Origin of the sequence: Bordetella pseudohinzii, from assembly GCF_000657795.2 — a bacterium.
Lineage (GTDB): Bacteria > Pseudomonadota > Gammaproteobacteria > Burkholderiales > Burkholderiaceae_B > Bordetella > Bordetella pseudohinzii.
This window is the reverse complement of the sequence record NZ_JHEP02000005.1, coordinates 223715-245191: the sequence shown is the minus strand read 5'-3', so window position 1 is coordinate 245191 and position 21477 is coordinate 223715. Positions and strand designations below refer to the sequence as shown.

The window sequence follows — 21477 nt, the reverse complement described above, 5'->3', positions numbered from 1 at the left end:
ATTCAAGCGGCGCGCGGATCGGGGTCGGCCGCGGCGCCGGCCCATGCCTGGCCCGCCTGACGCGGCAGGCTGTCGTCGGCGGCCGGCATGATGAGCGCATTATCCCCCAAGGCGGCGGGCGCCGCTCAGGCCGCGCGCCGCTGGCGCAGCAAGGCGTAGCCCAGGGCGCACACGGCCAGGGCCAGCGGAAGGAAGGACACCCACAAGACCATGTTCCAGTCATAGGCCGCCAGCAGGCCGCCGGAAGCAAAAGACCCCACGGCCATGGTCCCGAACACGATGAAATCGTTCAGGGACTGCACGCGGGTCCGCTCCTCCGGACGATGGCACTCCAGCACCAGGGCCGAAGCCCCCACGAAACCGAAGTTCCAGCCCAGGCCCAGCAGGATCAAGGTCAGCCAGAAGTGGGCCACGTCCACGCCGCCCAGGCCCACCGCCGCGGCGGTCCCGGTCAGCAGCAGGCCCAGCGCCACGATGCGGCCGGCGCCGAAACGCGAGATCAGCCGGCCCGTGAAAAAGCTCGGGGCATACATGGCGATCACATGCCACTGCAGGCCCAGGTTGGCGCTTTCCTGTGGATGGCCGCAAAGATGCATGGCCAGGGGCGCGGCCGTCATGAGGAAGTTCATCAGCAGATAGGAGACCGCGCCGCAGATCACCGCGGTGATAAACAGCGGCTGGCGCGCGATGACCGCCAGCGGGCGGCCCTGCGCGACCTCGGCCGGCGTCGGCGCCGGCAGGCGCACGCCCCAGAGCACCCAGCCCGACACCGCCGCCACCAGGGCTTGCACGAGATAGGTGGCCGCGAACATATGCGGCGGCCAGAGATACATGGTGTGGGTGACGAGCTGCGGCCCGACGATGCCGGCCAGCACGCCGCCGCCCATCACAAAGGACAGCGCGCGGGCCCGCCGGGCGGGCGCCACGCCATCGGCCGCGGCAAAGCGGAAGGACAGGACCACCGCCGCATAGGCGCCGCCGAAAAACGTCGCCAGGCAGAACAGCCAGAAAGACGCCAACACCATGGCGAAAGCGGCCAGCAGGCCGACCAGCACGCCGCAACCCGCGCCCGCCATGAAGGCGGCCCGCCGCCCATGGCGGCGGGCGAGGACCCCGGCCGGCATGATGCAGGCCGCCATGCCGACCACGAAAATCGAAATCGGCAGGGTGGCCAGCGCCTTGTCGGGCGCCAGCGTCGCGCCGACGATGGCGCCCGTCGCGTAGACCACGACCGAATTGGCCCCGGCCAGCGCCTGGGCGATGGTGAGCCGGGCGATATTGCCGCGCTGCTCGCGCGGCGACAATTCGGCGGGAGCAGAAGCGCTCAAGGCTGCGGCGGACACAACACGACCTCGTAGGAATCAGGGAAACCCATCATCCTACATGACAAACAGTTATATGCAAATAACTGCTGGAACTTATGCCGGGCGCCGCCGCCGCGGCCTCAGAGGTACAAACCGCCGTCGATCATGATTTCCGCCCCGGTGATGTATCTGGCGGCGTCCGACAGCAGAAAGACCACGGTCGGCGCCACGTCCTCGGCCTCGGCCAGCCGTCCCAGCGGCACCTCGGCCGCCCGCTTGCGATTGGCTTCCTCTCCCCGGAAATGAATCATGGGCGTGTTGACCGGGCCCGGGGCCACGTAGTTGACACGCACATTGTCAAAGCCCGCGTCGGCGGCCAGCGCCTTGGTCATGCCGCGCAAGGCCCATTTGGCGGCGCAGTACGAGAAGGAATTGGGCGAGCCGCGCATGCCGGCGGCCGAGCCGATATTGACGATGCTGCCGTTCTTCCGGGCGCGCATGGCTTCGGAGAAAACCTTCATCCCCAGAAAAGCGCCCAGCTGGTTGACCTGGAAATGGCGCTCGAAGTTCTGCGTCGTGGTGTCCGCCAGGGGCCGTGGATCATAAATGCCCGCGTTGTTGACCAGGCCGTGGACCGCGCCCAGGCTTTGGGCCACCTCCAGCGCGTGACGCCAATCCGCCTCGCGGGTGACGTCCATCGGAACAAAGCGCGCGCGCTCGCCCAGGGCGCGCTCGGCCTGCCTGCCCTCTTGCTCCAGCACGTCGCCGATCACGACGCTGGCGCCGCGCTCGATCAGCATGCGGGCTTCCAGCAGGCCCTGGCCTCGCGCGCCGCCGGAGATGACGATGACTTTCCCGGCAAATTCATTCATGTCCTTGCTCGCTCTATGATTGGTCGCCAAAGATCGATGCCCGCGGGCATCCCCGCGCCTCAGTCGGCGGAAATATCGCCATCCTTGATGATGGTGCGCCATTTGGAGATTTCGGCGGCGATATAGGCCTGCGATTGCTCGCGCGACAGCGCCATGGGCTCGGCCGCGTTGTCGCGGAACAGCTTTTGCAGCTTGTCGGTCTTGATGACGGCCTGCGTGCTCTGATGCAGCTTGTCCAGGATGTCCGGCGAGACGCCCTTGGGCGTCATGAGCGCCACCCAGGTCGTGGCATTGAAGCCCGGGTAGTATCTGGCGATGGTTTCCACGGCCGGATAGCCGGCCAGCCCCTTGGCCGAGCCGGTGGCGATGATTTTCAGCCGGCCCGAATCGATATGGGGCTTGGCCGCCGGCAGCGACTCCACCATCAGATCCACATCGCCGCCGATCAGCCCGCTCAGGGCCGCGGTCGCGCCCTTGTAGGGAATGTGCAGCACATCCACGCCCGCATCGCGCTTGAACATCTCCATGGTCAGGTGATTCGTCAGGCCGATGCCGCCCGAGGCGTAGTTGGTGCCCGGCTTTTTCTTCAGGTAGGCAACCAGTTCATCAACCCGGCCGGCCGGCATATCCGCGCGGGTGATCAGCACCTGCGCCATTTCATACAGCACGGCGATCTGGTCGAAGTCGTCCAGCGTGCGATAGGGAATGGATTTGTACAGGCTCTCGTTGATGGAGGCCGGCCCCCCGGAGGTAAACAGAATGGTGTAGCCATCATTGGAGGAGCGCTTGGCGGCCTCCGTGCCGATGATGCCGCCGGCGCCGGCCTTGTTCTCGACGATGACGGGCTGGCCCAGCGCTTTCTGCAGTTCTTCGGCGAACGCCCGGGCGATGATGTCCGTCGTCTGCCCTGGCGGAAACGGCACGATGAGCTTGACGGGACTTTCGGGGTAGGCTGCGTGGGCCGAAAAGACCATGCAGGCGCTGATCAGCCATCCCTTGATGAGGGTTTTCATTGTTGTCTCCGGTTTTTTTCTTGTGGCGCCGCCCAGCTAGCGGATGAAGTGCTTGACGAAATCCCGGCCCAGGCCGACTTGCTCGAAATGCGCTTCGGCCAGATTGGCGTAGTAAAAGGCGTCCACCACTTTCTCTATGCCGCCGTCCTCGCGGTAGTAGGTGATGGCGCCGTGGTTCTGGAACAGGGTGATCATTTCGTCCTGGTCCTCGTCCACGACCAGGGTGTGAATGTCGCCCGGCGTCTCGTAGAGGTAGGAACCGGCGCGCGCGACCCAGTCTCTTTCGAGATAACGCCACGACCCCTTGATGACATAGGCATGCACCGGCGCCGGATGCCTGTGGCGCGACAGAAAGCCCCGCCCCCTGAACCGGGTCAGGTGCACCCAATAGCCTTGCGACAGATTCAGGCACAGCGGCCGGGACCAGCGGTTCGGGCCATTCGGCACCCACAGCCTGTCGTCATCGACCGACAGCACATCGGGCACGAAAAGCTCCGGCAGCATGTGCTTTTCCCGCGGCCCGGCATACGGTTTGATTTGCTCCACGATTCCCTTCTCTGCGGCGTTGATGATCAAGCGGGCAGTGTAGGGAGCGGCCGGGACGCTATATACCCGGGTTCGGGAATGGCGCCATCAGTTTTCGTGATGGATGAGGCGGGTGCCCTGCCATATGCCGTCGCCGATCAACTGCCGTATGCACGCGGTCATCGCCGAGCGCACCGCCAGGGCCGCCGGCGACAGCTGCTCTTCATTGAGGCTGCACAGCAGATTGATCCTGAGCGCATCCTTGTCATTGACCCGTGTCCACTCGAAACGCTGGCGGGCGTCCTTGACGCTGCCCATGACGGCCCAGGGCTGGATGACCGCCCCCAGGCCGGCGGCCAGCGCGGCCATCGTCATGGGCAGGGAATCGACATCCAGCGCGATGCGCGGCTGGACCTGGGCGCGCGCGAAGGCCGCATCCAGCACCGAGCGCAAGCCATGGCCCACCGTGGGCAGGATGAGCGGCTCGTCGGCCAGTTCGGCCAGGCTGGCCGCTTCCGGCAGGGGCCGGGCATGCCGGCGCCGCGCCCGGATCAGAAACAGCTCTTCTTCAAACAGCGGCCGCACTGTCCAGTCGCGGCCGGCGAACATATTGTGACGGCCGCGCTGATCGAACAGGATGGCTATGTCGAGCTCGCGCGCATTGAGCATATCGGCCAGCGTGCCGGACATGCCGCCCACCATGTGCAGGCGCACATCCGGATAGCGGGCGAGCAGCGCCGAGACCAGCGGCAGGCCGAGCATGGCTTCGGTGGTGGCCGGCAGCCCGATGCTGACCGAGCCCGTCAGGCGCGGCTGCTGCGCGCTGCGGATGGCCTGCTCCGCATGCCGCAAGGTCAGCTTGGCCTCGCGGAAAAACGCCGTGCCCGCCTCGGTGGGCTCGACGCCGCGCGGGTTGCGCTTGAGCAGGCGCGTACCCAGCTCCCCTTCCAGCCGGCTGATCTGCTGGCTGAGCGCGGACTGCACCATATCGAGCTCAATGGCCGCGCGGCTCATCGAACCCAATTCGACAATGCGGATGAAATAGCGGAGCTGGCGGAGTTCCATGGCTGACGGATCGGCGGCGGGCCGCCTGATTATCGCCCAGGCGCCGCCGCGCGCGGTTTATCGCGGTCAAGCCGCGCTCAGCCCGCCCGCGGCAGGGCCAGCCGGCACTCCAGCCCGCCGCCCGCCGCATTGATCAGTTCCAGCCGGCCATGGAAGCGCTGCGCGATGGCCGCCACGATGGCCAGGCCCAGGCCGCTGCCCTCGACCTGCCGGTCGCCGCGCCAGAAGGGCTCCTGCGCCATGTCCAGGGCCTCGGCCGACAGGCCCGGCCCATGGTCGCGCACGCGCACATCGATGGCGCCGCCGCTCACGGCGGCCGCGATGCGCACCGGCCGGTCGGCGGGCGAGTACTTCAGCGCGTTGTCCACCAGGTTGCGCAAGGCGCTGGCCAGCAGCGGGGCCGGCATGGCGACATGGACAGGCGCCTCGGGCAGGTCCAGCTCCAGACGCTCCGGCGCCAGACCCTCGAGCGCCTGCCGGGTCGCGGCGGCCAGCTCGGCGCATTCGCCCGGCGCGGGCGCATGCGCCACGCGCGCCAGGCCGAGCAGCTGGTCGATGAGGCGGCGCAGCCGGTCGGCGCCCTGCAAGGCGCTGCCCAGCGACGCGCGGCGCGCGTCTTCGGGCGGGGTCAGGCGGTCCAGCACCTGAAGATGGGTGGACACCACCGTCAAGGGCGTGCGCATCTCGTGCGCGGCGTTGTCGGCGAAGCGCCGCTCGCGCGACAAGGCCTCGCGCATGCGCCGCAACAGGCCGGAGATGGTCTGCGTAAAAGGGCGCAGCTCGCGCGGCACCGGCGTGCCCGGCAGATCGATCCGCTCCAGCGGCACCTCGGCGGTCAAGGCGCGGCGCAGGCGCTCCAGCGGCGCCAGCCCCCGGCCTATGCCCAGCCAAAGCAACAGCAATCCGGCCAACAGGCAAACGCCGAAAGGCAGGATGGCGGCCAGGGCGACTTCGCGGCGCAGGCCATCGCGCAAATCCATGCGGTCGGCCGTGGCGATGCGCAGGTCGCCCTGCTCCAGCACATAGGTGCGCCAGACCACGCCCTTTTGCTCCAGGTAGCCGAAACCGTTGTCGGCGGAACGCAGCCTGGGGCTGCCTGGGGTGCGCGCCACCGTGCGCGCGAGCACTTCGGCGCGCCATTCGCTGACCTCGCAAGCCACGCCGTCGCGGGCCAGCACGTCCAGCGGGGCGGCCCCGCCCTGAGCCGGAGCGGCCTCGGGCAAGGGCAGTTGCGACAGCAGCCGGCCCACCATGCCGGCCGAAGCGGCCAGGCGCGAATCCAGCGCGCTGTCCATCTGCGAACTGGCGCGCTCATACATCCAGAGCGTCATGCCGCCGCCCAGCAGCAGCCAGGACAGGCCCAGGAGCAGGAGCAGCCGGCCGCGCAGGCTCATGGTTCACCCAGGCGGTAGCCCAGGCCGCGCACGGTCTGGATGATGCCGGCGCCGAGCTTGCGGCGCAGTTTGTGGATGTGGACGTTGAGCGCATTGCTCTCGACGTTGTCGGCATAGCCATAGAGCCCATCGCGCAACTGATCGGCGGTGAGGATGCTCTGCGGACGCTGCAGCAGCACGCGCAGCAGGCCCAGCTCGCGCCGCGCCAGGATCACCTCCTGGCCACCGAGCAGCACCCGGCCGGTGGACAGACAGACCTCCAGCGGCCCATGGCGGATGCAATCGCGGCTATAGCCGGCGGCGCGCCGGATGACCGCATGCAGGCGCGCGCCCAGTTCATCGAGGTCGAAGGGCTTGAGCACATAATCGTCGGCGCCGGCCTGCAAGGCGCGCACGCGATGGACCGTGGCCTCGCGGGCGCTGAGGATCAGCACCGGCAGGTCTTGCTGGCGCGCCCGCAACCGCGCCAGCAGCGTCATGCCGTCGTGGTCGGGCAGGCCCAGGTCCAGCAGGCAGGCGTCGAAAGACGAAGTCATCAAGGCCGCGTCCGCCTGGTCGGCCGACCCCACGGCGTCGACGACGAAATCCTGCAGGCCCAGTCCCGCCTGTATGCCTTGTGCGACGAGGACGTCGTCCTCCACCAACAGGATGCGCATTTTCTTCGCCTTTCTTGCTAAATTATTTTTGATAATAAATTTATTACCTATAGATATTAATACATTGGGTTTACCCTATGTTGTCGTACAACATAGGGCGCCCCAGGCCTGGCTGTTAATCCCGCCTTAATTCTCCCTGGCTATCTTTGCCTCGCCTCGACAACCATCTCCAACATCCGGGGCGGAGGGAATATGCGCCTGTCAACTTTGTTCGTCCCGCCCGGGACGAAACCCGCCACGCGCCCGGAGCAGCCATGAACACCACGCTTGTCCTGCTCCTGGCGCTCAGTTTCATCGTGTCGCTCGCCGCGCTCGGCGTGCTGATCTGGGCCATCGCCAACCGCCAGATCGGCGCTGGCAAGACCGAAGCGTCCAGCATCTTCCTGGAGGGCGAGTCCGGCCATCTCGACGACCCCTCCTCCGGCGCCGAGGCGCACCGCTACGACGCCCAGCGCGCCGACGTGGACCGGCCCGGGCGCAAGGTGGTGCAGATCCTGACCCTGGCCGCCACCGGCTTTCTGATCGTGGGCTCGCTATTCGGCATGCTGGCTTCGCTGAAGCTGCATCTGCCGGACTGGCTGGCCGGCCTGCCCTTCACCACCTTCGGCCGCTCGCGCACCATCCACCTCAACCTCGTGGCCTATGGCTGGCTTTCGGTGGCCGGCTTCGCGGTGGCGCTGTGGATCCTGCCGCGCATGTTCCATACACCGCTGCGCCGCCCGGGCATGGCCATGGCGGGCGGCGCCATCTGGTCGCTGGGCGTGGCCGCTGGCGCCATCGCCATCGGCGCGGGATGGAACGACGGCCTGGAATGGCTGGAGATCCCGTGGCAGATCGACATCGTGCTGGCCCTGGGCGGCCTGTTCCTGGCCTGGCCTGCGCTGGCCACGGCGCGCCGGCGCGAGGTGCATCACATCTATGTGACTGGCTGGTACTACCTGGCCGGCATGGCCTGGTTTCCCATCCTGTTCTTCATCGCCAACATCCCGGGCCTGCACCTGGGCGTGCAGCAAGCGACGGTGAACTGGTGGTTCGCGCACAACGTGCTGGGCCTGTGGCTCACGCCGCTGGGGGTGGGCACGGCCTACTACCTCATCCCGAAAATCATCGGCAAGCCCATCTATTCCTACAGCGTGTCGCTGCTGGGCTTCTGGGGCCTGGCGCTGTTCTACAGCCAGGTCGGCATCCACCACCTGATCGGCGGCCCGGTGCCGACCTGGGTGGTGACGCTGTCCGTGGTGCATAGCGTGATGATGTTCATCCCCGTGATCGCCGTGGCGGTCAACCAGCACGTCACCGTGGCGCAGAATCTCTGGGCCTTCAAGCAATCCATGGCGCTGCGCTTTGTGTGGACCGGGGCGCTGATGTATACGGCCGCCTCCTTCCAGGGTTCGCTCGAGGCCGTGCGCGCGGTGAATTCGATCACCCACTTCACCCACTACACGGTGGGCCACGCCCACCTGGGCGCCTATGCCTTCGTGTCGGTCGTCATGTTCGGCGCTTTCTACTACATGCTGCCGCACCTGACCGGCAAGCGCTGGCCCTGGCCGCGGATGATCGCCGCGCATTACTGGCTGACGGTCGCGGGCTTTGCCATCTACTTCCTGTCGCTGTCCATCGGCGGCTGGCTGCAGGGTATTGCCTTGCTCGACGCCACGACGAGCTTCGCCGATATCACGCGCGATATCCGCCCCTACCTGGAAGGCCGCTCCCTGGGCGGCGGGCTGATGACGCTGGGCCACCTGATCTTCGGCGCCCATGTCATCGCCCTGTTCTGTGCCAAGCGACAAGGTGCCGCATGAATCGAGTGACCTCTCTCCTGGTCGGCGCCGTTGCCGTCCTCGCCTTCGCGACCGTGTTCCTGGTGATCCTGCCGGCCTGGCAGGTGCGCCAGGCCGCGGCGCCCGAAGGCCTGCAGAACTACACCGTCGAACAACTGCGCGGCCGCTCGCAATACATCGCCAACGGCTGTGTCTACTGCCATAGCCAGCAACCGCGCTCCAGCGGCCAGACGCTATCCGACCTGGCCCGCGGCTGGGGGCGCGCCTCCACGCCCGGCGACTACGCCCACGACGCGCCGCATCTGCTGGGCACCATGCGCACCGGCCCCGACCTGCTGAACGTGGGCGCGCGGCTGCCCAGCCGCGATTGGCACCTGACGCATCTCTACCAGCCCAGGGCCATCTTCGACTGGAGCATCATGCCCTCCTATCCCTATCTGTTCGAGAAGAAGGCCCAGGCCGCCGCCGGCGACGTGGTCGTCAAGCTGCCGCCGGCCCTGCGCCCGGCCGACGGCGGCGTAATCGTCGCGCGCCAGGAAGCGCTGGACCTGACGGCGTACTTGTTGAGCCTGAACCGCGGCTATGCCGTGAGCGACAAGGAAGCCGCCATGCGGGACCAGGGCTATGACCCTCGCGCCCTGAAAAAGGAACAGCCATGAAGACCTCCCGGCGCGTCGAGGACATCGACCCCGCTTTCGACCCCTGGGAACAATCCCGGCCCATTCCGCTCTTCGTGCTGGCGATCTTCATCGCCCTGGCCATCTGGGGCGCCCTGAGCTATCTGGACGATCTGGCGCCGGTCCGCCGCGGCGACACCGGCGGCCTGGCCGCGAGCGCCCCGGCCCAGGCGCCGGCCGATGCCAATGCCCCGCTGCTGGTCAGCCGCGGCAATGCGTCGCTGTGGAGCTGCGCCTCCTGCCATGGCGCGCGCGGCGAAGGCGCGGCGCAGACGCCCCGCCTGGCGGGGCTGCCGGCCGAGTACCTGGCCAAGCAGCTGCGCGACTTCGCCGCCGGCACCCGCGCCAACGAATCCATGCGCTATATCGCGCGCCAATTGAGCGATGCGGATATCGAGACCGTGGCGCGCTATTACGCCAGCCTGCCCCCCCTGCCCGGCGCGGCCATGGATCTGGGCGCTTCGCGGGCGCGCGGCGAGACGCTCAACCACTATGGCGATTGGAAACGCGACATCCCCGCCTGCGCCACCTGCCACGGGCAGAACGGCGAAGGCGTGGGCAGCGAGTTCCCGCGCCTGGCCGGCCAGCAAGCCGAATACCTCCTCAGCCAGCTGGCCGCCTGGAAGGGCGGACAGCGGCGCAACTCGCCGCAATCCTTGATGGACGACATCGCCGCGCGCATGAGCGACGACGACATGCGCGCGGCCGCTCAATACTTCGGCTCGCTGCGCCCCTGACTCCCCGGAGAACCGCCATGAAGACTTCCTCCCGGCCCGGCCGCCGCCTGGCCCGCGCCGCCCTCCTGGGCCTGCTCCTGTTCGCCGCCGGCTATGGCGTGCATGAAAGCGGCCTCATCACCGATGGCTACCGCCTGTTGGGCGGCCAGGTCGGCCAGGCCGACAGCCCGCCGCCCTACTCGCGCACCCAGATGGAGGCCGACCGCAAGGCCTATGCCAAGAGCGCGTCGGCCACGCCGCCGCGCATGCCGGTCGGCGGCGACGGCTACTACCTGCCGCCGGGCGAGGACGCGCTGCCCAAAGGCCCGCATGGCGAAGCCGTCAAGCGCGGACGCGATATCTTCACGCAGACCGGCGCCTATGTGAAAGACCACGTCGGCAATGCCATGGCCTGCGTCAACTGCCACCTGGACGCCGGCCGCCGCGAGAATGCCGCGCCCATGTGGGCCGCTTACGGCACCTATCCCGCCTACCGCGCCAAGACGGGCAGCATCAGCACGCTGGAAGACCGCATCCAGGGCTGTTTCATGTACTCGATGAACGCCCAGCACTCGCCTTCGGGCCATGCGCCCGAGGCCGGCAGCGATGTCTATCGCGACCTCATCACCTATATGGCCTGGATGGCCGACGGCGCGCCGGCCGGCGAAAAACTGCGCGGCGGCCTCTACCCCAAGGTCGCCAAACCCAAGGAGGGCTACGACCTGGGACGCGGGATGACGGTCTATCAGCAGAACTGCGCGCTCTGCCATGGCGAGCAAGGCCAGGGCACGCGCGATGCGCAGGGCCAGATGAAATTCCCTCCGCTGTGGGGCCCGGAGTCGTATAACTGGGGCGCCGGCATGGCGCGCATCGACACCGCCGCCGGCTTCATCAAGGCCAATATGCCCATGGGCAAGCCCTATTCCCTGTCCGACCAGCAGGCCTGGGACGTCGCGGCTTTCATCAACAGCCATGAGCGGCCCAAGGATCCGCGCCAGACCGGCACGGTCGAAGCGGCGGCGCGCGACTTCCACGCCGGCGAAGAAAGCTATTACGGCAAGATGCTCAAGGACCATCTGCTGGGCACCGGCGTCGTGGCGTCGCGCTAGAGCCGGACATGATGGACATGGAGCCGGCGCGCCGCGCCGGACGCATGGTCTTCGCGGTCGAGGGGCTGTGGTGCGCGAGCTGCGCCATGGCCTTGCAGCGCGCCCTGGCCCGGCTGCCGGGCATCACATCGGCATCGGTGAACTTCACCTCCGGCTCGGCCCTGCTGACCTGGACACCCGAGACGGTGGATTTCGAACAGGTCTTCGAGCGCGCCCGCAAGCTGGGCTATGGCCTGGCGCCCCTGCAGGCCGCCGATGCGCGGGCGCTGCCGCGCCAGGCGCGCCGCATCCGGCTGCAACTGGTCGTGGCCGTGGTCTTCGGCATGTGGAGCATGCTGGGCTCCTGGGTGCTGTACCTGGACGAGGGCCGCCTGGATCCCGGCGCCGCGCTGGCCATCGCCTGGGCGACACTCCTGGCCGGGCTGCCAGTGGTGGGCTATGCCGGCCTGGACTTCTATCGCGCCGCCTGGCGCACGCTGCGCGCCGGCCTGGCCGGCATGGATACCCTCATCACGCTGGGCGTGGCCGGCTCGCTGCTGGTCTCGCTCTGGGAGCTGGCCCATGGGCAGACGCGCATCTATATCGACGCGGCCACCATGCTCATCGCCTTCCTGCTGGCCGGCCGGCTGATCGAAGTCCATGCCCGGCAGGAAAGCCGGCTCGCCGTCGATGCGCTCAAGCAACTGGCGCCCGAAACCGCCACCCGGCTCGAAGCCGGCCAGCCCACGCCGCGCCGGCTGGACGATATCGCTGCCGGCGATACGGTCCTGGTGCGCGCCAATGAGCGCGTGCCGGTCGACGGCATCGTCCTGCAGGGCGAATCCGCGCTGGACCGCTCGCTGCTGAGCGGCGAGTCCCTGCCCGCCCCCGTGGGCGAGGGCCAGACCGTGCTGGCGGGGTCGGTCAATCTGCAGGGCGCGCTGACCCTGCGCGTGACGGCCGCCGCCGGCCAGCGACGCATCGATTTCCTGGGCCTGCGCATGCTGGAGCTTTTCGGCGCGCGCAGCTCGCTATCCGAAACCGCCGAACGCTTTGTGCGCCTATTGCTGCCGGCCGTGCTGCTGGTGGCCCTGGCCGCCTTCGGCCGCTATCTCTGGGCCGGCCAGGCCATGGACCTGGCGCTGATCAAGGCCCTGGGCATCCTGGTGGCGGCCTGCCCTTGCGCGGTCGGGCTGGCCACGCCGCTGGCCTATACCCTGGCCTGCCGCAAGGCGGCCGCAAGCGACATCCTGTTCCGCGATCCGGCCAGCGTGGAGGCGCTGGCGCGGGCCCGGGTCTATGCCTTTGACAAGACCGGCACGCTGACCCTGGGCGAGCTGGCGCTCACCGGCATCCGGACCGCCGCCGGCTGGAGCGAGGCCCAGGTGCTGGGCCTGGCCCTGGAAGCGGAATCCGTGGTCAGCCATCCCATCGCCAGCGCGCTGCGGCGCGCCGCGCAAGAACGGCAGCTGCCGGGCACGGCCGGCGCCACCGCGCATCGCGCGCATGCGCGCGGCGTTTCCATGCAGGCCGCCGACGGCGCGCTGATACAGGCCGGCGCCCATGACTGGCTGGCCGGCGCCGCCTCGCTGCCGCCGGACACGGCCGGCAGCATGCACGTCGTTCGCAACGGTGTCTGGATAGGCAGCCTGCGCTTCCAGGACAGGCCGCGGCCCGAGGCGCGGGCCACGCTGGCCGCGCTGGCCGCGCAAGGCCGCCAGCGCTGGCTGCTGACCGGCGACAGCGCCGCGGCCACCGCCCAGCTGCTGGCGGCGCTGGAGACGGATTTCGACCTGGTGCGCAGCGCCTTGTCGCCCGAGGACAAAGCCGCCTGCATACGCGGGGCCTCGGCGGTGTTCGTCGGCGACGGCGCCAACGACGGCCTGGTGCTGGCCAGCGCCGCCTGCGGCGTGGCGATTCCGGGCGCCAGCAGCGTGGCGGTCGCCGCCGCCGGCGTGGTCATCACGCGCGGCGGGATTTCGCGGCTGCTGCAGGCGCAGGCCATCGCGCGCCGCATGCTGGCCATCGCGCGCCAGAACCTGCTGTTTTCCATGGCCTACAACGTGGCGGTGGTGGCGGTGTTCTTCGGCACGGGCGCCACGCCCTTCGCGGCGGCGCTCGCCATGCTGGCGAGCAGCCTGACGGTCTTCGCCAACACCGCGCGCATCGGCCTGCCGGGGCGCGCGGAAAACGCCTAGGCCGCCAGCGCCCATGCCGGCGCCTGGCCCGGCGACACACCGCCCTCCGGTGCAGACACCGCCATGACCGACACGACCATCAGAAGGCGTACTGGGCCGTCAGCCAGAACATCGGCTTGCGGTCCTTGCTGTCCGATTGCGGCGCCCCGCCCTCGGTACGCCAGGCCACGGTCGCTTCGGCGCGCCAGCCGCGCAGGTTGAACCGCGCGCCCAGGCCGGTGCCCGCGATCCGGCGGAAGTTCTCGCCCGCCATCCAGGGATGCGCGTTGATCTGCACCCGGCCCGCGTCATAGAACACAAAGGGCGAGACCGGACCGGCGGCAAAGCGCACTTCCACCTGCGCCAGCCAGCCCCGGTCGCCGTAGCCCTCGCCCACCGGATAAGCCCGCACGCCGGCCGGGCCGCCCAGGCCGAAGTCTTCCGACGAATCGAGATTGTCGTCGGTCCACTGGCCGCTAAAGCGCCCATACAAGGTCCACTTGGGCGTCAACGACTGCAATCGCGCGATATCCAGGTTCAGCTTGTTGTAGCGGCCATCGGACTTCGCGGTCAGCGCATCAGCCTCGGCCTGGGCGCCGTTGAGCTTGAGGGTACCCGGCGTCCACGTCAGCGATCCATAAGTCAGGCCGCCGCCACCCAGGCTGTCGCGCACATCGAACTGCGCCGAGACCGGCACGCTGTTGGTGAACTTGTCCAGCGTTAGCTGCGCCGCGCGGTACTCGTCGCGCAGTTTTTTGTGCAGAAAGTCCGCCCCCACCGTCAGATTGCGCGACTGCGAGCGCAGCAGCGGGTAGCTCAAGCCGGCGCTGGCGACCTTGGCCGTGCCCTGCGCATCCAGATCACTGAATTCCTTGCCGAGCTCATAGCTCGTGTAGCCATAGCCCACCCGCCCGCGCAGGCCCGACGTCCCCAGTGGCAGGCTGTAGCCGAGGTCGCCGAATGTCATGTTCTCGCTGGTCTGCTGCGCGCGCAGCGCAATCTGATCGCCGAGCATGAAGGGACTGTTGATCGCCAGGCTGGCATTGGCGCGGAACTGGCCCGTGTAGCGGTTGCCCTGATTGTCCAGGCCAACCGAGCCAGCCACCCGGTCGCCGCGCTGCACATCCACCGCCAGGTCGCCGGTGCCCAGCGTCTGGCCCGGGCGCATGATGGGTGCAGCCGTCACGCCCGGCAGGTCGGCCAGCAGCAGCGCCGCCCGCTCAAGAGGGCCGCTCTCGATGGCTTCGCCCGTCTTGAGCGCCGACAGATAGCCTTGGGCCCGCGCGGCCAATCTCTCGTCGCCCTCGGCCTTGACCTGTCCGTAGTGCCCCTCCAGCACCCGCATGCTTACCACGCCCTTGTCCAGGGACTGCGTCGGCAGATAGACCCGGGCGAACGGATAACCCGCATCGTGGTAATAGCGCGTCAATGTGTTGGCCAGCCCCTGCAGCCCCGCCAGATCGTATTCCTGTCCCTGGTAGGCGCCGAGTTGCGCCAGCAACTGCGCCTGCGTGAAGACCTGGTTGCCCGTAAGCTCGATGCCCTGGACCACGGCCTTGGCGCCGCCAGGCGCGGCGATATCCGGGATGGGGCTGCCCAGCTTGAGATCGGATGTGGGGGCCGGCACCGGCGGCTCGGCTTGTTGCTGTTCTTGCAAGATGCGCCCGGCATTGGGCAGTTGCTGGGCCGTTGCGGTCAGGGGCGCCAGCGCGACCAGCGCCAGCAGCAAGGGACGCGGACGGAAATGCGGCGAAACAAGCTTCATGGTGTTTTACGGTCAGGAAGACCGTGCTCAAGACAGTCCATGAGCACGGCCGGAAGGAGGAATAGGGATCAGATGCCGCCCATGGCATCGTCAGGCTGGCGCACCCCGCCATGGATGACCAGGATGCGGCCCGCCGGCACCGGCACGGGCCGCGCCGCATGGACGAACAAGGCCGAAGGCGGTTGAGGCGGCGCCGGCGCATCCTCCTGCGCCGGCGCCAGACCCGGTATCGCCGACCGCGCGCCATGGATGGCCGTAATGGCGTTGTCACGGCGCGGATCCGCCTGCACGCCGCTGATGCTCAACAGGCCATCGACCGCGGAGATCAGATAGTTGCTGTTGGCTAGCGCCGCCGCGCTGATGCGATAGTGGCCGAGGGCCTCGCCCGCGGCGCGAGACAGCGCGCCCTGCAGCGTATCGCCTTCCACCAACCCGCCTTCGGTAACCCTCCAGGTCAGCGTCGGATCAGCCGCGCCCGAGCGCTTGCCCAACCTGTCTGCCGTCACCGTGATGGCGCGCGGCGCGATATCGGCCAGCGCCACGGTATTGGCGGCCAGGGCATAGTTGCCAGCGTCGGCGCCGGCGAGCCAGCCGCTCACATTAACGGTCTTGCCGCGGCCGGCATTGCGATCGGCAAACTGGCCCTGCGTCAGAAGAGCGACGTCATCGCCCGCCAGCACGCCAGCCAGCGCGCCGCTGGTCATGGCCGAGGTGCTGCCGTCATAGGTCTTGCCGGCCGCGGTGAGCGCGCCGGCGATCGACAGCCTGGCGATGTCGGCCGCGGTCTGTGTATTGACGTTGGCCAGGACGTAGTTGCCGGCGTCGGCGCCGGTGAGCACACCGCTGACATTGACCTGCTTGCCCGTGCCCGCGTTCTTGTCGGCGAAGCTGCCCGAGGCCGACAGCGCGACATTGTCGCTCCCGATGGCGCCGGTGAGCGCGCCGCTGGTGATTGCCGAGGTGCCGCCGTCATAGGTCTTGCTGGCCGCCGTGATGGCGCCGCTGATGGCCCGTTTCGCGATGTCGGCATAGGCCAGGCTATTGACCGTGCCCAGCGTGTAGTTGCCGGCGTCGGCGCCGGTGAGCACACCGCTGACATTGACCTGCTTGCCCGTGCCCGCGTTCTTGTCGGCGAAGCTGCCCGAGGCCAACAGCGCGATATCGTCGCCCGCGATGGCGCCAGCGAGCACGCCGCTGACGCCCGCCGAGGTGCCGCCGTCATAGGTCTTGCCGGCCGCCGTGATGGCGCCGCTGATGGCCAGTTTGTGAATGTCGGCCTGCGTGGTTACGTTATAGCTGGTCAGGAAGTAGTTCTGCGCGTCCAGGCCGCTCAGGCTGCCCGAGAGATAGACCGTCTTGCCCGTGCCGGCATGTCTGTCGGAAAAGTAGCCCGAGGTGTTGAACACCACCTGGTCAGTGCCGAGCGCCCCGTTCAGCGTGCCGCTGGTCGTGGCGGACGTGGTGCCGTCGTAGGTCTTGCCGCCGGCCGTGATGGTGCCGTCGACGGGCCGGGCGGAGATGTTGGCGTAAGCGGTGGCGCTATCGCTCGCCAGATAATAGTTCTGCGCACTGGTGCCATTGAGCGAGATGCCGGTGATATTGACCGTCTTGCTCATGCCGACGTTCTTGTCCACGAACATGGCGCCAGTGAAACTGGCGCTGACCTGGTCTCCGGCGAGAATGCCGGACAGGTTCCACATGGAGACCGCCGCATTGGCGTTTCCGTCGTAGATTTTATTGCCGGCGGTGTAGTAGACGTTCGCGGCCTTCTTGGCTATGGTCAGCGTCAGATCATCGCCGTAGATGATGTCGTAGCCCAGCTGGTTCGAGTACAAGCCGCCATGGACCGCCAGCGTGCCATTGTTGACCGTATAGGTGCCGGCATTACTGGAACTGGTCTGGTAGCTCAACGTACCGCCAAGCACGGCGTTGGGGTTCGACGCGATGTACGAAGAACCGCTCACAGCCAGGCCATCATAGGTCTTGCCGGCCAGGCTGATCGTAACCGGCTTGAGAAAGGCGCGCAGCAGCGGGCCGCTCTGGCCGTCATACAGGCGCCAGATCGTGTCGCTGCCGCCTGCATTGTCGATACTCCAGCCCTCGGCCACGAAGGTCATGAGATGCCTGAGTTCGATCGTGCTCTTGCCGGTCGCGCCGGCTAGGGAAACGACAGGAGTCGTCGTCGTCAGATCGCTGTTCCAGAGGGAATGTTCAAGCAGCCCCATGTTCTGCCCTGTGACGCCTCCGGCCACGATGCCTGGCGTGGTCTGACTAAAGCTCGCGTTGCCATAGGCATATCGCAGCGTGCCGCTGTTCCAGCCCACGACCCCGCCCAGGTGTCCGATGGGAAGGAGCGCGCGGGACACGCTCCCATCGAAATACACGTTCTCGACCAGACCCGCATTCTGGCCAACCAGGCCACCCACGAAGTCAAAGCCGTTGACCTGGCTGCCCATGGCGAAGGAGCCGCTGAGGATGCCCGAGTTATAGCCCACCAGGGTGCCGGTGTAGAGTCCGCCCTGGACCTGGGCATTGACCAGGCCAACATTCTTGATCGTCCCGGCGGAGGCGACCCAGCCGAACAAGCCCGTTTCGATGTCAGTGCGCGTGATGCGCAGGTCGCGGATCACATGACCCTGTCCATCCAGGCTGCCGGTGAACGACCAGGCATTATTGCCAATAGGCAGGAACCCCCCCTGACTCCACATGCCTTGCGAGGCCATGGCGATGTCTCGCGTCAGGAAATAGTCGCCTCCCAGGTTATAGGCCATCAACTGCAGCTGATGATCATTGCCGATGCCTGTGCTGTACTCGCTGGCCAGCATGGGTCGCGTCTGACCTTCGATCATGATCCACTGGGCCTTGCCCTGGGCGTCCCTGGCCACCCATACACCATTGGTGTTCGGGACCGGCAGCCAGTTGCCAAGAGCGGCATAGCTGGCCTGCATGTAGCCCAGGTTGCTATTGATGCCGGTGACGCTCGGGTCCGGCACATAGCTGCCGCCCACGGCTGAGCTCTGCCCGGTGGTGAAGCTGTCCCAGTGGGAGTTGCTGATCACGCCATCCGTGGAGTAACCGACCAGCCCGCCCACCAACGTGCCGGGCATGCCGCCATTCACCACGCCGGAGGCATAGGAATTTGTCACCAGACTGCCTTCGCGGGTCCCGCCCACCAGACCGCCCATGCCGACACTGAGGGAGCCATTGCCCGAGACATTGCCCAGGGCATAGGCATTGCGTATCGTGCCCAGATTGATGCCGACCAGGCCGCCGATTTCGCTCAACGCGACACTGACATTTCCGGTGGCGTAGACATTGTCCAGCACGCCGGTGCGGTCGTTGTTGCCCACCAGCCCGCCGAGGAAATTGCTGGTGTTCTGGCCGGTGACCGTCACCCGCGCGTTGGAATTGACGATGGTTCCGGTGTTCCTGCCCACCAGGCCGCCCACCTGGCTGATACCGCTCACTCCGCCCGCGGCCGACACATTGCGCAGACTGCCGTCATTGTCGCCCGCCAACGTGCCGGCGTAGTAGCCGCCCACCACCTGGGCGTTGTCCAGCGCGAGGTCGCGCACCGTGCCCGATCTGAGCACATAACTGAAGAGACCGTTATTGCCAGCCCCCGGCTGGCCAATGGTCAGGTTGCTGATCGTATGGCCCATGCCGGCGAAGGTACCGGACAGCGAATTGATCACCGAGCGGGTATATGAAGTACCGCCCATGTCGATGTCCTGCGCCAGCGCATAGTTGCCGTGGCCGGCTGCCACCTTGGTGACAATGTCCGCCACGGAATGCAGCAGGGTATAGGACAGCCCATTGACCGCGAACACGGCATTCTGGCCGCTGAGTGTAATCGGTGCATTGACGTAATAGTCGCTGCCTGCCGCCGCCGTCCCATTCTGCCCATAGCCGCCATGGTTGAGCACCAGCATGGCAGCCTGGCCCGTGGCCGTGATCGGCGCATTGATATTGATATCGCCATGCGCGCTCAAGGCCAGCATCGTGTCGGCACTCCACTTGACCGCCGCATTGACGTTGATGTCGCCCTTGTCCGCGCCGGCGGCCACGGTCCGCAGTTCCACGCTGGTGTTCTGCAGATTGGCCATCAGCGTATCGGCCCCGATGCCGCTGCCGCTGCCGCTCTGCGCGCCGGCGCTCACCGTGAAATCAGTCGGATCGATCAGCCAGCTGCCGGTCTTGCCCGCCGCCGCCTTGGTGCTGATATTGGCTCCGCCGGTGACGGCCACCTTGGCCGCCGAGGTTTCGATAAAACCGCCATGGCCACCCACCGGCGCGCTGGCGTCCAGCGCGCCTCCCACCGCGATGCGGTCATTGACCATGTCGCCCAAGAGCACGATCTGCCCCTGCTCGCCCGTGGCCAGCGTACGCGCCTGCGTAATGCCGGTATGGTTGATGACCGTGCTGGCCAGTTCGCCGGCCGCCTTGGCCGTCAGGTACACCAGCCCGCCATCGGCACGGACGGCTCCGCCCTGCTCGATCAGCGCATCGAGCGCGCCCGCCTCGACCTCCAGCTTGACCGGGCCGCCGAGGTCCAGTTTCACGCGGCTGCCCGCCCCGATCAGCACATTGCCCCGGTCGGCCACCAGTGTGCCGGCATTGCTCACCTTGGCGGCGATCAGCGCGATGGCGCCGCCGGGCGCGGCCGTGATATTGCCCTGGTTGACGATGGCGTTGCTGCTTGCGCCTTCGAAGCGGTAATTGCCCGCCAAAAAGTCCGAGGTGCTGATGTTCAGTGTGCTGACGACCAACCCGCCCACATTGACCTGCGCGGTCGGCGTGAACAAGACCCCGTTCGGGTTGACCAGGAAGACCTGGCCATTGGCGTTCAAGGCCCCCTGGATGACCGAGACGTCCGATCCCAGTACCCGGTTCAGCGCCACCGCGTCACGGCCGGGTTGGTTGAAATTGACCGTCTTGCCCTGCCCGATCGAGAAGCTTTGCCAGTCGATGGCCAGCTTGCCGCTCGACTGGTCGATACTCATGGTGCTGCCGTTCTGGCCGATGGCGCCCGACCCGGCCACCACCCGCCCGCCCGTGGGCAGATCGGCCGCCAGCGCCGCCGAGGACGCCAGCAGCATCGCGCCCAATACCGCGGCGGCCCCCGGACGGCCGCGCTTGCGTCGGCTGTTGGCATGCTCGGCCACGGGTATGAAGGCCCCCAGGCTGTCGTTCCAGACCAGACGATAGAGGTGATTGAGGGAAGGCATCTTCATGGCGGTTTCCGACAGCGTCACAATTTGTAAATTTAGCCGCTGAAATATAACGATGCTTACGCCCGCCAATCTGAGCAAATCTGAGCAAACCTGAGCAAATCGAAAATATGTGAATTATTCGGCAAAAATAGTCATCCCCGCCCAAAATCGCTCTTTGGCGGCTCCCTCAAGGCGCCGCACTGCCCGCGCCCCCTTCCATCAGGCTTATGGCCGCGCCGGTTTCCAGGCTCGCCAGCGCTGGTAACCACGCCAAATGCTTGCAGTAATATTCCGCATTATTCAAAATCCCTTCCCGATGTAACCGAGATGGTTACGCCAGACTCCTGTCGACCGTTTGACCACGGAACCACCATGGCTGAAGTCCTCCTGCTCGAAGACGAACCCGTGCTGCGCCAGGAACTCTGCGAATTTCTGGAAGAACAGGGCTACACCCCGCTGGGTCTGCCCACGCTGGACGCTTTTGAGCAGGCATTCGACCCGCGGCGCCACCATCTGGCCGTCATCGACCTGGGACTGCCCGACGGCAACGGCCTGGGTCTCATCGAGCGCCTGCGGCGCGACGGCCAGCAATTGGGCATCGTGGCGTTCTCGGCGCGCCAGACCCGCGCCGATAAGATCCAGGGGCTGACCACGGGCGCCGATCATTTCCTCAGCAAAGGCTGCGACCTGGACGAACTGGCCGCCACCCTGGGCGCGCTCGGCCGCCGGCTGCGCCTGGATCCTGGCCCGCGCGCCGCGGCGGCCGCATGCTGGATACTGGAATGCGGCCCGCGGCGGCTGAAGGTTCCCGGCGCGCCCGCCGTGGCGCTGTCGCAGCAGGACCTGCAAGTGCTGCGTCGCCTGATGAGCAGCGCCGGGCAGAACATCAGTCGGCGTCAGATCGTCGAAGCGCTGGGCGCCGACTATCTCGATTACGACCAGCGCCGCCTCGATACCCAGATGCGCCGGCTGCGCCGCCGCGTGCAAGAAGCCAGCGGACAACAACTTCCCGTCAAGACCCTGCGCAACAGCGGCTATTGCTTCTATCTCCCGGCCGCCATCCAGCCCTGAAGACCACGCTGACGGCCAGCTGATCTGCCGGCCAGACTGTCCACCATCTGGACGCCCGTATAATGGGCGCACAAGAATATTGCGGGTAAACCCTAGGTTTCATGTGTTTTTTGCGAAAAACCGACATCCGGCAGCAACTTTTAGTAGCGTTATCCCATAT

At 67.2% G+C, this 21477-nt stretch carries 15 protein-coding genes; 6 read left to right on the top strand and 9 right to left on the bottom strand.

Annotated elements, in window-relative coordinates; translation table 11 throughout:
- Positions 1-125 precede the first annotated feature (125 nt).
- From L540_RS09200 to L540_RS09170, 7 genes are all read right to left on the bottom strand, one after another.
- Positions 126-1328, bottom strand: coding sequence for an MFS transporter (locus tag L540_RS09200; protein ID WP_043214984.1), 1203 nt, complete (start codon positions 1326-1328; stop codon positions 126-128).
- Positions 1329-1444: 116 nt separating this feature from the next.
- Positions 1445-2176 carry an SDR family NAD(P)-dependent oxidoreductase gene (locus L540_RS09195; protein WP_043214986.1) on the bottom strand — a complete coding sequence of 244 codons (732 nt, stop codon included), beginning with the start codon at positions 2174-2176 and terminating at the stop codon, positions 1445-1447.
- Positions 2177-2235: 59 nt separating this feature from the next.
- Positions 2236-3189: a Bug family tripartite tricarboxylate transporter substrate binding protein gene (locus tag L540_RS21520; protein WP_043214989.1), complete on the bottom strand. Its 954-nt coding sequence runs from the start codon at positions 3187-3189 to the stop codon at positions 2236-2238.
- Positions 3190-3225: 36 nt separating this feature from the next.
- Positions 3226-3693 carry a 2,4'-dihydroxyacetophenone dioxygenase family protein gene (locus tag L540_RS09185; RefSeq protein ID WP_043214992.1) on the bottom strand — a complete coding sequence of 156 codons (468 nt, stop codon included), beginning with the start codon at positions 3691-3693 and terminating at the stop codon, positions 3226-3228.
- 129 nt (positions 3694-3822) lie between these two features.
- Entirely contained in the window at positions 3823-4779 is a 957-nt protein-coding gene (locus L540_RS09180) for a LysR substrate-binding domain-containing protein (protein ID WP_043214994.1), read from the bottom strand.
- A 77-nt stretch (positions 4780-4856) separates the two neighbouring features.
- A complete protein-coding gene (locus tag L540_RS09175; RefSeq protein ID WP_043214996.1) occupies positions 4857-6173 on the bottom strand; it encodes a sensor histidine kinase in 1317 nt (438 codons plus the stop codon).
- Positions 6170-6829 carry a response regulator gene (locus L540_RS09170; protein WP_043214997.1) on the bottom strand — a complete coding sequence of 220 codons (660 nt, stop codon included), beginning with the start codon at positions 6827-6829 and terminating at the stop codon, positions 6170-6172. Before L540_RS09170 ends, L540_RS09175 begins: the two co-directional genes overlap by 4 nt.
- A gap of 254 nt (positions 6830-7083) precedes the next feature.
- On the opposite strand from L540_RS09170, the gene L540_RS09165 reads away from it, so the two are divergent.
- From L540_RS09165 to L540_RS09145, 5 genes are read left to right on the top strand one after another with little or no spacing between them, the layout of a single operon-like run.
- Positions 7084-8631: a cbb3-type cytochrome c oxidase subunit I gene (locus L540_RS09165; protein WP_043214999.1), complete on the top strand. Its 1548-nt coding sequence runs from the start codon at positions 7084-7086 to the stop codon at positions 8629-8631.
- On the top strand, positions 8628-9269 hold the full coding sequence (locus tag L540_RS09160; RefSeq protein ID WP_043215002.1) for a cbb3-type cytochrome c oxidase subunit II: 642 nt from the start codon (positions 8628-8630) through the stop codon (positions 9267-9269). Before L540_RS09165 ends, L540_RS09160 begins: the two co-directional genes overlap by 4 nt.
- Positions 9266-10024 (top strand): c-type cytochrome, encoded by a 759-nt coding sequence (locus tag L540_RS09155; RefSeq protein WP_043215004.1) that lies wholly within the window; start codon positions 9266-9268, stop codon positions 10022-10024. The genes L540_RS09160 and L540_RS09155 overlap by 4 nt, the downstream gene beginning before the upstream one ends.
- Positions 10025-10041: 17 nt before the next feature.
- Positions 10042-11112 carry a c-type cytochrome gene (locus L540_RS09150; protein ID WP_043215006.1) on the top strand — a complete coding sequence of 357 codons (1071 nt, stop codon included), beginning with the start codon at positions 10042-10044 and terminating at the stop codon, positions 11110-11112.
- A gap of 8 nt (positions 11113-11120) precedes the next feature.
- On the top strand, positions 11121-13289 hold the full coding sequence (locus L540_RS09145) for a heavy metal translocating P-type ATPase (RefSeq protein ID WP_043215008.1): 2169 nt from the start codon (positions 11121-11123) through the stop codon (positions 13287-13289).
- Between the two features lie 79 nt (positions 13290-13368).
- On the opposite strand, the gene L540_RS09140 is transcribed toward L540_RS09145, so the two are convergent.
- Positions 13369-15033, bottom strand: coding sequence for a ShlB/FhaC/HecB family hemolysin secretion/activation protein (locus L540_RS09140; protein WP_043215012.1), 1665 nt, complete (start codon positions 15031-15033; stop codon positions 13369-13371).
- Positions 15034-15101: 68 nt separating this feature from the next.
- Entirely contained in the window at positions 15102-20267 is a 5166-nt protein-coding gene (locus L540_RS09135) for a YDG domain-containing protein (protein ID WP_053073183.1), read from the bottom strand.
- Positions 20268-20618: 351 nt separating this feature from the next.
- Between L540_RS09135 and L540_RS09130 the strand changes: the two genes are divergently transcribed.
- Complete coding sequence (locus L540_RS09130; protein WP_043215014.1) at positions 20619-21317, top strand: response regulator transcription factor; 699 nt, start codon at positions 20619-20621, stop codon at positions 21315-21317.
- Positions 21318-21477: the final 160 nt, after the last annotated feature.